At 66.4% G+C, this 12395-nt stretch carries 10 protein-coding genes; 7 read left to right on the top strand and 3 right to left on the bottom strand.

Features of this window, described 5'->3' with window-relative positions; all coding sequences use genetic code 11:
* Positions 1-261 precede the first annotated feature (261 nt).
* A complete protein-coding gene (locus QYM46_RS11085) occupies positions 262-2067 on the top strand; it encodes a BCCT family transporter (RefSeq protein WP_432788971.1) in 1806 nt (601 codons plus the stop codon).
* A 123-nt stretch (positions 2068-2190) separates the two neighbouring features.
* Here QYM46_RS11085 and QYM46_RS11080 read toward each other — a convergent pair whose 3' ends face one another.
* From QYM46_RS11080 to QYM46_RS11070, 3 genes are all read right to left on the bottom strand, one after another.
* Positions 2191-3753: a GMC family oxidoreductase gene (locus QYM46_RS11080; RefSeq protein ID WP_432788970.1), complete on the bottom strand. Its 1563-nt coding sequence runs from the start codon at positions 3751-3753 to the stop codon at positions 2191-2193.
* 46 nt (positions 3754-3799) lie between these two features.
* Positions 3800-5278 carry an aldehyde dehydrogenase family protein gene (locus QYM46_RS11075; RefSeq protein ID WP_432788969.1) on the bottom strand — a complete coding sequence of 493 codons (1479 nt, stop codon included), beginning with the start codon at positions 5276-5278 and terminating at the stop codon, positions 3800-3802.
* Positions 5279-6072: 794 nt separating this feature from the next.
* Complete coding sequence (locus QYM46_RS11070; protein WP_432788968.1) at positions 6073-6615, bottom strand: hypothetical protein; 543 nt, start codon at positions 6613-6615, stop codon at positions 6073-6075.
* 180 nt (positions 6616-6795) lie between these two features.
* On the opposite strand from QYM46_RS11070, the gene QYM46_RS11065 reads away from it, so the two are divergent.
* The 6 genes from QYM46_RS11065 to recN are packed head-to-tail and all read left to right on the top strand — an operon-like array spanning position 6796 to position 12386.
* A complete protein-coding gene (locus tag QYM46_RS11065; protein WP_432788967.1) occupies positions 6796-7764 on the top strand; it encodes a tetratricopeptide repeat protein in 969 nt (322 codons plus the stop codon).
* A complete protein-coding gene (locus QYM46_RS11060) occupies positions 7761-8738 on the top strand; it encodes an HAD-IIA family hydrolase (protein ID WP_432788966.1) in 978 nt (325 codons plus the stop codon). The genes QYM46_RS11065 and QYM46_RS11060 overlap by 4 nt, the downstream gene beginning before the upstream one ends.
* Entirely contained in the window at positions 8735-8941 is a 207-nt protein-coding gene (locus QYM46_RS11055) for a hypothetical protein (RefSeq protein ID WP_432788965.1), read from the top strand. The genes QYM46_RS11060 and QYM46_RS11055 overlap by 4 nt, the downstream gene beginning before the upstream one ends.
* Positions 8938-9744 carry a TlyA family RNA methyltransferase gene (locus QYM46_RS11050; protein ID WP_432788964.1) on the top strand — a complete coding sequence of 269 codons (807 nt, stop codon included), beginning with the start codon at positions 8938-8940 and terminating at the stop codon, positions 9742-9744. Before QYM46_RS11055 ends, QYM46_RS11050 begins: the two co-directional genes overlap by 4 nt.
* Complete coding sequence (locus QYM46_RS11045; protein WP_211167984.1) at positions 9741-10682, top strand: NAD kinase; 942 nt, start codon at positions 9741-9743, stop codon at positions 10680-10682. The genes QYM46_RS11050 and QYM46_RS11045 overlap by 4 nt, the downstream gene beginning before the upstream one ends.
* On the top strand, positions 10683-12386 hold the full coding sequence (recN, locus tag QYM46_RS11040) for a DNA repair protein RecN (protein ID WP_432788963.1): 1704 nt from the start codon (positions 10683-10685) through the stop codon (positions 12384-12386).
* The last annotated feature ends 9 nt before the right edge of the window (positions 12387-12395 follow it).

Genomic DNA, 12395 nt, shown 5'->3' with positions numbered 1-12395 from the left:
TATCTGAGGCAGGCCAGTCATCTCAGGCACACGAACAACAGGAGACAGAGCAGACGGTGCCCGAACCCCATACGGTTCGAGCACCGTCTCGTCGTTCTCGGACTGCGGGGCGCACCAGGCGATGGGGACGCATATAGGGTGGGCCGCCTCGGCGAGGGAATGCGCCCGAGCGCAACGACACGGATTTGTGACAACCGATTTTGTTGATACGGTGCGACGCTTCTGTAGTGTGGGCGGCAACAACTCTACGGAAGGTACGCCATGCTCGACAAACTGCACGATGCATTGAGACTTCGCACCAACCCGGCCATCTTCTTCTCCTCAGCGGCCGTGATCATCATCTTCGTCCTCGGGACGATCTTCTTCACCGATCAGATCGACGCCGGCGTCTCGGTCGCCTCCGACTGGCTGCTGACGAACCTCGGCTGGTTCTACATCCTCGGCGTCACCGTCTTCGTCGTCTTTCTCATCTACATCGCCGCTTCCCGATACGGGCGGGCGAAGCTCGGCCCCGACGACGAACCTCCGGAGCACTCCAACGGCGCCTGGTTCGCCATGCTCTTCGCCGCCGGAATCGGTTCGATCCTCATGTTCTGGGGCGTGGCCGAACCCGTCAGCCACTTCGGCGACCCACCCCGTGCCTCCCTCGGAATCGAACCCGGCACGCCGGCCGCAGCGGTCGATGCCATGAATTTCACGTACTACCACTTCACCCTGCACACCTGGGCGATCTTCACTCTGCCCGCACTGTGCTTCGCCTACTTCATCCACAAGCGGAACCTGCCGCCGCGCGTGAGCTCGATCTTCCAGCCCATCCTCGGTGAGCGCATCCACGGACCCATCGGCAAGACGATCGACGTCGTCGCCATCATCGGCACCGTCTTCGGCATCGCCGTCTCGATCGGCCTGGGCACACTGCAGATCAACGGCGGGCTCGCCCAGGTCATCGGCATCCCCGAGAACGCCCTGTGGCAGCTGATCATCATCGGTGTCGTCTGCGGGCTGGCCACGATTTCGGTCTCACTCGGCCTCGACAGGGGCATCAAGATCCTGTCGAACCTCAACATCGTCGTGGCGGTGCTGCTGCTCGTCTTCATCATCGCCTTCGGACCGACCCTGTTCATGGCCAAAGGCGTCTTCGAATCCCTCGGCACCTACATCCACCAGCTGCCCGAACTCGCACTGTGGAACGACACGTTCGCGAACACCGGATGGCAGAACACCTGGACGGTCTTCTACTGGGCGTGGACGATCACCTGGTCGCCGTTCGTCGGCATCTTCATCGCCCGCATCTCCCGCGGACGCACCATCCGCCAGTTCGTCATCGGCGTCCTCGCCATTCCCTCGGCGTTCTCGATCCTGTGGTTCGGCATCTTCGGCTACGCGTCCTTCGACATCGAGCTCAACCAGGGTGGGGGACTGGTCGACCGAGTCGTCGATCAGGGAGACATCCCGGGTGCGCTGTTCGCGTTCCTCGACCACTATCCGTTGGCCGGTCCCATATCGGTGGTTGCGATCGTCCTCGTGATCATCTTCTTCGTCACCTCGGTCGACTCCGCAGCGCTCGTCGTCGACACCATGAACAACGGCCACGAGGACTTCAACCCGCTGCCGCAGCGGATCTTCTGGGCCCTTGCCGTCGCCGTCGTCACCGCGGCCCTGCTGGTGTTCTCCGGCACCGGCGGACTCGAAGCCCTGCAGTCGACGATCATCCTCGTCGGTCTGCCGTTCTTCATCATCGCCTATTTCCAGATCTACGCTCTCATGCGCGCCCTGCGTGAAGACGCCGGCATCCTGCCGCGCGTGCGCATGCGCCGCTGGAAGAGGGTCCTGCCGCCCGAAGAGGTCGAACGCCGACAGGGCGACGACGAACAGTTCGGGCACGAATATGACGACGATGAGGAAGTCGTCACCGAACCCGAAGCGGTCGAACCGGCACCGAAGTTCCGGGACCCCTACGTCGAAATCGGTCGAGAGAAGAAGGGCCGGCGCGAGGGAACGCTGGCCAGTCGCACAGGCAGCCGCTCGAGCAGTCGCGGACAGGGAAAGGGCGATGACGCGGACTGAGGCTGACCGGTCCGAACGCGACTCTGATCGTCGCGGCCGGACATGACGAAGGGGGCGCTGCACTGGCAGCGCCCCCTTCTCATGCCTTGAGGTCAGATGAAATGGTCAACCGACCGGCTCAGATCACTGACCGTTCTTGATCATCTCTGCGCACTTCTCACCCATCATCATCACGGTGATGTTCGGGTTGACCGTGGTGATCTCCGGCATCGCCGAGGCGTCGACGACGCGCAGACGGTTCACACCCTTGACCCGAAGCTGCGGATCCAGCGGCGACATCTCGTCATCAGGTGCTCCCATGCGCACCGTGCCGACCGGGTGGTAGACGGTGTTGTGGGTGCGGGTGATGTAGTCGGCGATCTGCTCGTCGGTCTGGACGTCCTTGCCGGGGAACAGCTCCTCGCCGGCCCATTCGGACATGGCGTCCTGGGCGACGATCTCGCGGGCCTTCTTGATGCCGGCGACCATGACGCGCATGTCGTGACCCTCCGGATCGGTGAAGTAGCGGGGATCGACCTTCGGCTTGTCACGGAAGTCCTTCGAGCGCAGACGCACGGTGCCGCGCGACTTCGCATGCGTGACGTTCGGGGTCAGGCAGAAGGAGTTCTCCGAGGTGTTGTAGCCCTGGCGCAGGGTGTGCATGTCGAAGGGCACCGAACCGTAGTGCATCATCAGGTCCGGACGGTCGAGCCCCTCCTCGGTGGGCGAGAAGATGCCGATCTCCCACCACTGGGTGGAGTCCTCGACCATCGGCTTCTTGGCCTCCCACGAGATGACACCCTCCGGGTGATCGCCCAGGTGCTCGCCGACTCCCGGCGAGTCGACGCGGGTCTCGATGCCGACCTCGGCGAGGTGGTCCTTCGGGCCGATGCCCGAGAGCATGAGCAGCTGCGGGGTGTTGATGGCGCCGGAGGAGACGATGACTTCCTTCTTCGCCTCGATCCGGTTGGTCTTGCCGAAGGCGTTGTTGACCACGAGCACGGCCGTGCAGTTGTCGTTCTCGTCGAACTCGAGCTCCTTGGCCTGAGTGCCGGTGAGGATCGTGAGGTTCTCACGGTCGAGGATCGGGTGGAGGTAGGACACCGAGGACGACGACCGGGTGCCGTCGTCCTTGCGGTTGACCTGGAAGAAGTTCGCACCGTTGATGACGGTCTGCCCCTCGTTGAACTGCACGCGGGGGATGCCGGCCTGCTCGCAGGCGTCGAGGAGAGCGATGCCGCAGGGGTCGACCGGGGGCACATTCATCAGGCTGACCGGTCCGTCATGGCCGTGGTGGTCGCCGGGCAGCTCATTGTTCTCGAGCTTCTTGTACAGGCCGAAGGTGTCCTTCGAACCCCACCCGGCTGCGCCGTGCTTCTCTTCCCACTCGTCGAGATCCTCGCGCGGAGCCCAGAAGGCGATGCACGAGTTGTGGGAGGAGCAGCCGCCGAGCACTTTGGCGCGGGCGTGGCGCATATGCGAGTTGCCGTTCTCCTGCTCTTCGATCGGGTAGTCCCAGTCGTAGCCGGATTCGAGGAGCTCCATCCAGCGGTTGAGCTGAAGGACGACGTCCTTGTCCGTGTCGGTGGGGCCGGCTTCGAGGAGTCCGACGGTGACCTCGGGGTCCTCGCTCAGCCGGGCTGCGACCGCGGCTCCCGCGGAGCCGCCGCCGACGACGACGTAGTCAAAGCTATGAGTAGTCTTCACTGTTCATCTCTCCTTGTAGAGGTAGGCGTCTGCAGGCTGCGACTGATCACTTGGTGTGGTTGGGGAACCAGCCGGTGACTGCCGGTTCGAGGTTCTGGTAGATGTGCTTGGCTTCCTGGTACTCGGCGAGACCCGTGGGTCCGAGTTCGCGACCGAAGCCGGACTGCTTGTACCCGCCCCATTCGGCCTGCGGCAGGTAGGGGTGGAAGTCGTTGATCCAGATGGTGCCGTGGCGCAGACGCTGAGCGACCAGCTGGGTCTTGCCCGCATCCTGGCTCCACACGGCTCCGGCGAGACCGTAGTAGGTGTCGTTGGCGATCTCGACGGCCTCGTCGACGGTGGAGAAGGTCTCGACGGTGACGACGGGACCGAAGGCCTCATCGGAGACGACGGACATTCCGCGCTTGACCTGGTCGAGCACGGTCGGCAGGTAGTAGAAGCCGTCGGCCAGATCGCCTTCACCGAACTTGCCGCCGCAGCGCAGACGGGCACCTTCGGCCACACCCTTCTCGACATAGGCATGCACCTTGTCGCGGTGTGCCGCAGAGATCAGGGGACCGGTCTCGGCGTTCTCATCGAAGGGACCGCCGAGGCGGATCTGCTCGGCACGTTCGACGAGGCGGTTGACGAATTCCTCGGCGATGGATTCCTCGACGATGAGTCGGGCACCGGCCGAGCACACCTGACCGGAGTGGACGAACGCGGCGTTGAGCGCATTGTCCAGGGCCGCCTCGAAGTCGGCGTCGGCGAAGACGACGTTCGGGTTCTTGCCGCCGAGTTCGAGGGCGATCTTCTTGATCGTGTCCGCGGCGTTGCGTGCCAGCAGGCGACCGGTGACGAGTCCGCCGGTGAACGAGACCATGTCGATGTCTTCGTGAGTCGACAGCGGGGCACCGGCATCGGCGCCCGCACCGAGGATGAGGTTGCCGACTCCGGCCGGCAGACCGAGCTCCTCGAACACCTGCATGGTGAGGATCGCGGTGTGCGGGGTCAGCTCGGCCGGCTTGAGGACGAAGGCGTTGCCGGCGGCGATGGCCGGAGCGATCTTCCACGCGGCCTGCAGCAGCGGGTAGTTCCATGGGGTGATGAGTGCGCAGACGCCGAGGGGTTCGTGCACGATCTTCGAAGCCACGGTGTCGGTTCCGGCGTCGACGACGCGACCGGCATCGTTTGCGGCGAGCTTGCCGAAGTAGTCGAAGCAGTTCGCGATGTCGTCCATGTCGATCTGCGATTCGACGAAGCGCTTGCCGGTGTCGAGGGACTCAGCACGCGCGAATTCGTCCTTGCGCTCACGCAGCACGGCGGCGAACTTCAGCAGCAGGTCGCCGCGTTCGCTGGCAGGAACCGATGACCAGACGCCGGAGTCGAAGGCACGGCGGGCGGCCTTGATCGCCAGCTCGGTGTCCTCAGGGCTGGCTTCGTCCACCTCGGCGACGAAGCTGCCGTCGGCTGGATTGTGGATCTTCCGGGTTCCACCGTTGACGGCTGAAACCCACTGTCCGTCGATGAAGAGTGTGTTCGGCACGATTTCTCCTTTTCCTAGCGGGTGAACGAGTAGCAGTTCTGTTGAGTCGAGCGGTCTGTGCCGTCCGAAGTCACGGCGGTGCGTCCCAGCCTGGTTCGGCTCCGAGGATTCGGAGCGGCGGTTCCAGGCCGTGCGGGTGCAGGCCGTGCGGGTGCGGGCCCCGTGAGTCCGGGCCGTGCGGATGCAGGCCGTGCAGACAAAGACACAGCAGCGGCCGCAGAGCCGACTGCCGGCGTGTGCCGGCAGTCTGACCTGCGCGGCGACTGGTTCTGGGGTGCCGACTCGCATGCTTCCGGAAATCACAATAGGCGAAGACCGGGGCCGAACGCGCAATCCGATGATGCTGGTCACACAGGCCGGTGAGATTGGTCATCGCCACATGGGAGATTGCGGGGGACAGCTGAGCATCCAGGCCGAAAATTCTGATCGTGGAATCGCGGAGACATCTGTCATCCGCACAATGAGCTTCCACGTCAGGTGTCATTCATCCCCTGGTGTCGAGGCGGCGCGGGCACCCGCTGCCGCCGGACGTCTTCGATTGCCGTCGGCCGTTCCACTGGAGTCGCCTTGATTCTAACAGAGCGCTGAGGCGGTGACCTGGGCCTCGACGTGCACAGCAGCGGGCACGACGATGAGCGTGAACGGACCGCCGACGTGTCCCCGCCCACACGGCGACGAAGCAGTAAGTGGACTAGAATAGAGCGGAACACCGAAAAGACTTCATAGGGAGAATCGTGGCCCAAGGGGATTCGCGAGACAGGCAGGACAACCGCCGCGCAGATGGCGGTCGCCGCTCAGATCGCGACAACAATCGCAACCGTCGACCGGACAACCGGGACGGTCGCGGGCCACGCCAGTCCGACCGCCGAGGCGGCTACCAGGGCAACCGTCGCAACGACGATGACCGCCGTGGTGGGTTCAACCGTGACCGCCGTGACGACGATCGTCGGGGCGGATTCAATCGAGACCGCCGGGATGATGATCGCCGTGGCGGCTACCAGGGCAATCGCCGCAATGACGACGATCGACGCGGTGGCTTCAATCGCGATCGTCGCGACGGGGACGACCGTCGTGGCGGATACCAGGGCAACCGTCGGAACAATGATGATCGCCGCGGCGGCTACCAAGGGAACCGTCGCAACGACGACGATCGACGGGGCGGCTTCAATCGCGACCGTCGGAACGACGATGACCGTCGGGGTGGCTACCAGGGCAACCGCCGGAACGACGATGACCGTCGGGGCGGCTTCAACCGGGACCGCCGTGACGGTGACGACCGTCGAGGCGGCTACCGCGGAAATCGACGGGACGACAACCGTGGAGGACGCGGCGGCCACGGCCGAGGCGACAATGATCGTCGTGCCTCTCGCAAGACCGACACCGGCGACTACGCACGCGAACAGCGCGCCCGCCGCCCGCGGATCCAGGAACCCGAGATTCCCGATGGCGTCACCGGTCGCGAACTCGACAAAGAGATCTCGTCACAGCTGCGCACCCTCGACAAAGAGAACGCCGACATGGTCGCCAAACACCTCGTCGCCGCCGGCGGGCTGCTCGACCTCGACCCGGAACGCGCCCACGAGCACGCGAAGGCCGCCATGGCCCGCGCCGGCCGTGTCGCCGTCGTCCGCGAAGCACTCGGCATCGCCGCGTACTACGTGGAGAACTACGACGAAGCCGTCCGCGAACTGCGCACCCACCGTCGCATCTCCGGCTCGAACGACAACATCGCGCTGATCGCCGACGCCGAACGCGGCCGCGGCAAGCCCGAGAAGGCCCTCGAGCTGCTGAAGACCTCCGAGGAGCTCGACCTCGACGCCGACACCCGCACCGAACTCGTCATCGTCGCGGCCGGCGCCAAATCCGACCTCGATGACATCGCCGGAGCGCGCCGACTCATCGAAGCCGAGGACTTCACTCAGAAGCCCTGCGGCGGACTCGTCCGACTCATGGCCGCCTACGCCGAGGTGCTGCGCATCGACGGCGAAGGCGAACTCGCCGACAAGTACGAGGAGCTCTCCCGCCGGACCGCCAAGGCGACCGGCACTCTGTTCGGCGACGAGGTGCCGGACCTCAACGCCGGCGTCGAGATCGAAACCGTCGACGAGGTCGAAGACGAGCCCGCAGCTGCCGAAGCCGGGGCCTCCGAAGGCGCCGACGGTGACGCGGCCGCCTCCGAGGAAGCCGCCGAAGAGGCAGCAGAGGCTGAGACCGCTGAAGCTGCGACCGACTCGGCGCCCGAAGCTGATGTTGCCGACTCGGCATCCGAATTCGATTTTGCCGAGGACGCCGAGCCAGAGACCGAAGCTCCGCCAGCAGCACCGAAGTCGAAGACGCATGTCTCGGCGAAGGAATTGAAGTCGGTCACAGTCACCGACGATGAGATCGAAGCCGAACTCGACGAGATCCTCGCCGACGCCGGTTCCGACGCCGACGCAGACGCCGAGTCTGGGACGACAGCAGCCGAGGCCGACGGAGACCAGTGACACTGACCGCCGAACAGGACAGCACAGCAGATGGGCGCCCGCCCGAGTCCCCGGGTACGCCCATCGACTGCGTCCTGTTCGACCTCGACGGAGTCGTCTACCACGGCACCCACGCCATCGACGGAGCCGCCGACGGCATCAACTGGCTCCACTCCCAGTCGATCCCGGTCAGCTACGTCACGAACAACGCCACCCGCACCGCCGTCGCCACCGCCGAGAAGATCACCGGAATGGGTGTCGATGCCTCCGCAGACGAGGTGACCACCTCGGCGCAGGTGCTCGCCGAACGCCTGGCCGAACGCTTCGGACCCGGTGCGCGCGTCCACCTCCTCGGCACGACCGGACTGCGCATCGCACTCGACGATGCCGGCCTCGACATCACGGACTCACCGGACGCGGAACCCGTCGCCGTCGCCCAAGGACTCGACCCGGAGATCGACTACGCGAAGATCGTCCGCACCTGCGAGATCATCCGCTCCGGCGCCGAATGGTGGGCGAGCAACCCCGACTTCTCCCTCCTCACGGAGACCGGGAAAGTCCCCGGCAACGGTGCCTTCGTCGAACTCATCGCCCGACTCACCGACTCCACCCCCGTCATCGTCGGCAAACCCGCCCCGCACATGATGGACTTCGCGGCCGGCCGCCTCGGTGCGCACCGCCCGCTCATGGTCGGCGACCGCCTCAACACCGACATCGAAGGCGGCTGTGCCGCCGGAATCGACACGGCCCTCGTCCTCACCGGAATCCACGACATCCACGATGCCCTGCGCACAGGACCCGAGAGCCGACCGACCTTCATCCTGCCGAATCTGCGCGGACTCGAAGCCCTCATCACCGGAACCGACCGCGGTGAGTCCGCCCGGATCGAAGCCGAACTCCGGCGTGCATGGGCAGCCATCGATGCAGGGGAGACCGACGCCGAGGCGGTCCTGGCCGACGGTCGCCTGCCCCGCCGGATCGGTCAGGACTCATGAGCGAAACCCCGCGACCGACCCCGACACCCGGCCCGAATCCCGGCCCGAACTCCGCGCCGACCCCGGCCTCGGTGAGTGGGGACGTGCCGGTGGAGACATGGCGGGCCGGCCTCGCCGCAGCCAGAGAGGCACCGGCAGCCGAGCGCCACGGACAGCTGAACTCCCTGCTCGACGACCTCGACGCCCAGGTGGGCTCCTTGTGAGCAGACTCGACCGGGCACTCGTCGACCGCGGGCTGCTGAACTCCCGCTCCCGCGCCGCCCGCGAAATCGCCGCCGGCCGCGTGACCGTCAACGGCCGCTCCGCGACCAAAGCCTCCCAGGACGTGAGAGACGTCGACGACATCACCGTCACCGAACCCGACCCCTGGGTCGCCCGCAGCGCCCACAAACTCCTCGGCGCCCTCGACGCCTTCGACCTCACCGACCGACTCAAGGGTCTGACCGCCCTCGACGCGGGAGCCTCCACCGGCGGCTTCACCCAAGTCCTCCTCACGCACGGAGTTGCGCACGTCTGGGCCGTCGACGTCGGCCACGACCAACTCGCGCCCATCCTCCGCGACGACCCGCGCGTCCACGTCCGCGAAGGACTCAATCTGCGCGAACTGGCCGACTCCGACGTGCCCACCGTCGACCTCGTCGTCGCCGACGTCTCCTTCATCTCCCTGCGCCTGCTCATCGGCCCGCTGCTGGCCGCCACCGCTGCGAGCGGGGAACTCCTCCTCATGGTCAAACCCCAATTCGAACTGGCCCGTGCGTCCCTGGACAAACACGGCGTCGTCACCAGCCGGGACAGACGCCGCCGCGCCATCGACTCCGTCCTCGAGGCGGTGACTGACGACGGCGCCCGCGTCACCGACATCGCCCCCTCACCCCTGCCGGGCCCGAGCGGGAATCGAGAGTACTTCCTGCGTGTTCGCCCAGGCCGAACACACCACCAGTCCGATAGGCTCGACCAAGCAGACATCCCCGCCCACCTGGACGACATGATGAGAGGAGAGTCGTGACCAGACACATCATGGTGCTGCTGCACCCCCAACGTGATGAGTCGGCCGTGGCCGCCGTCAGCGTGTTCAAGGCCCTCCTCGACGACGGCGTCACCCCCGTCGTCCTCTCCGACGAGATCGTCGGCATCCGCGCCCGCCAGGCCGAAGCCGTCGACGACGAACCCATCCTCAACCACTGCACGATCATCGACCCCTCCGAACTGGGGGAGTGGAAGAACGCCTGCGAACTCGTCATCGTCCTGGGCGGCGACGGCACGATCCTGCGCGCCGCCGAACGCTTCCACGGTTCCGGCGCCCCGCTCATGGGCATCAACCTGGGCCACGTCGGATTCCTCGCCGAAAGCGAGAAGGAAGACCTCGCCGAGGCGGTCCACCGTGCCTCCCAACGCGACTACTCCGTCGAGGAGCGGCTCGCCCTCGACGTCTCCGTGTGGCACGAAGGCGAGAACATCTTCAACGCCTGGGCGCTCAACGAGGCGACCATCGAGAAGACCTCGAAGTCCCGGATGATCGACGTCGTCCTCGGCGTCGACGCCCGCCCCGTGTCCTCCTTCGGCTGCGACGGCGTCATCCTCGCCACCCCCACCGGCTCGACCGCGTACTCGTTCTCCGCCGGCGGACCCATCGTCTGGCCCGAGGTCGAAGCGCTCATCCTCGTGCCGATCTCCGCCCACGCCCTGTTCTCCAAACCACTCGTCGTCAACCCGACCTCCCGCCTCGGTGTGGAGATCTCCCAGATGAACCCCGAATTCTCCGCCGTGCTGTGGTGCGACGGCCGCCGCGCCCTCGAACTGCCGTCCGGGGCCCGCGTGGAAGCCACCCGGTCGAAGTCGCCGATCCGGCTCGCCCGCCTCCACACCGGCCCGTTCACCGACCGACTCGTCGCGAAGTTCCGCCTGCCCGTCTCCGGCTGGCGAGGACCGATCAAGGAGGCCTGAATGATCTCCGAACTGCGCATCTCCCACCTCGGCGTCATCGCCGAAGCCGCCGTCGAACTCGACACCGGCTTCACCGTCGTCACCGGTGAGACCGGTGCGGGCAAGACCATGTTCGTCTCCGCCCTGTCCCTGCTCATGGGCCGCAAGGTCGGCTCCGGAGTCGTGCGCAAAGGCGCGGAGAAGGCGGAGGTCGAAGGCATCTTCACCGGAGTCTCCGAACCCGTGCGCGAGCGCATCGAGGAAGCCGGCGGCAGCGCCGATGACGAGGCGATCATCTCCCGCACCGTGGCGCTGAAAGGCCGCGCCCGGGCGACGGCGGGCGGACGCACCGTGCCGATCTCCGTGCTCACCGACATCTCCTCGGACCTCATCACCCTCCACGGCCAGTCCGAACAGCTGCGCCTCAAGGGCGCCGCCCAACAGCGGCAGCTGCTCGACGCCGCCGGTGGTGCTGCTCTCGCCGAGGTGGCCGAGCGCTACCGTGCCGCCTTCGAGACCTGGCGCGAGACCGAGGCCCGCGTCAGCCGCATCAAGGACTCCACGGCCGCCCGCCGCGAACGCATCCTGTGGCTGCGCGGCTGCCTCGAGGCCATCGACAAGGTCCGCCCCGAACCCGGTGAAGACGAGACCCTGGCCGCACAGTCGGCGAAGCTCGGCGCCGCCGCCGAGATCACCCGGGCCGTCGGCGCCGCCCACGACCTGCTGCTCGGTTCGGAGATCGACGATGCCGGAGCCGCCGTCGACCTCGTTCACCAGGCCATCAGCACGATCACCGATGTCGAAGGCTCCGACAAGGATCTCGTCACCATCCGCGAAGCCCTGGGCGACGCCGTGCTGCGGCTGTCCGACTCCGCCGCGGAACTGTCGAACTACCTCTCCGGATTCGACGAACTCGGCGAGACCTCGCTGGAGGAGACCGAGGCCAGGCGCGCGGAACTCGGGACTCTGGCCCCCTACGGTCAGGACGTCGCCGAGGTCCTCGACTTCGAAACCCGATCGGCCGCGGAACTCGCCGAACTCGAAGCCGAAGACCGTGATCTCGACGGACTCGACGCCGAACTCGCTGAGGCCCGCGAGACCATGGAGGCGGCCGCCTCGGCGCTCACCGAGATCCGCAAGGCCACCGCAGACGAATTCTCCGCCGCCGTCAGCGAAGAACTCGCCGCCCTGTCGATGCCGAAGGCCTCGGTCGACTTCGAGATCTCCGAACGCGAACCCACCACCCACGGGGCCGACGAGGTGCGGCTGACCTTCGCCGCCCACGAATCCTCCCTCCCCGACGACATCGCGAAGATCGCCAGCGGGGGTGAGCTCTCCCGCGTCATGCTCGCCATCGAAGTCGTCCGCGCCGCCAGCGAATTCATCCCCACCTACGTCTTCGACGAAGTCGACGCCGGAGTCGGCGGCAAGGCGGCCGTGGAGATCGGCCGCCGCCTGGCCAAGCTCGCCCGCAATGCCCAGGTCATCGTCGTCACCCACCTGCCCCAGGTCGCCGCGTGGGCCGACACCCATGTGACCATCGTCAAGGACGATGACGCCGAGACCGTGCGCTCGGGTGTGGCGGAACTGACCGATTCCGAACGCGTCGTCGAACTCTCCCGGATGCTGGCAGGCATGGACGACTCCGCCTCGGCGAAGGCCCACGCGGCCGAACTGCTCGACAATGCACGGCAGGTCAAGGAGGCCGGCGTTGGCAGCAGATGAGAGAATGAG

The organism is Brevibacterium sp. K11IcPPYGO002, assembly GCF_050920635.1.
Taxonomy (GTDB): domain Bacteria; phylum Actinomycetota; class Actinomycetes; order Actinomycetales; family Brevibacteriaceae; genus Brevibacterium.
The sequence above is the reverse complement of the archived record's forward strand: the minus strand, read 5'-3'. Positions and strand labels throughout refer to the sequence as shown.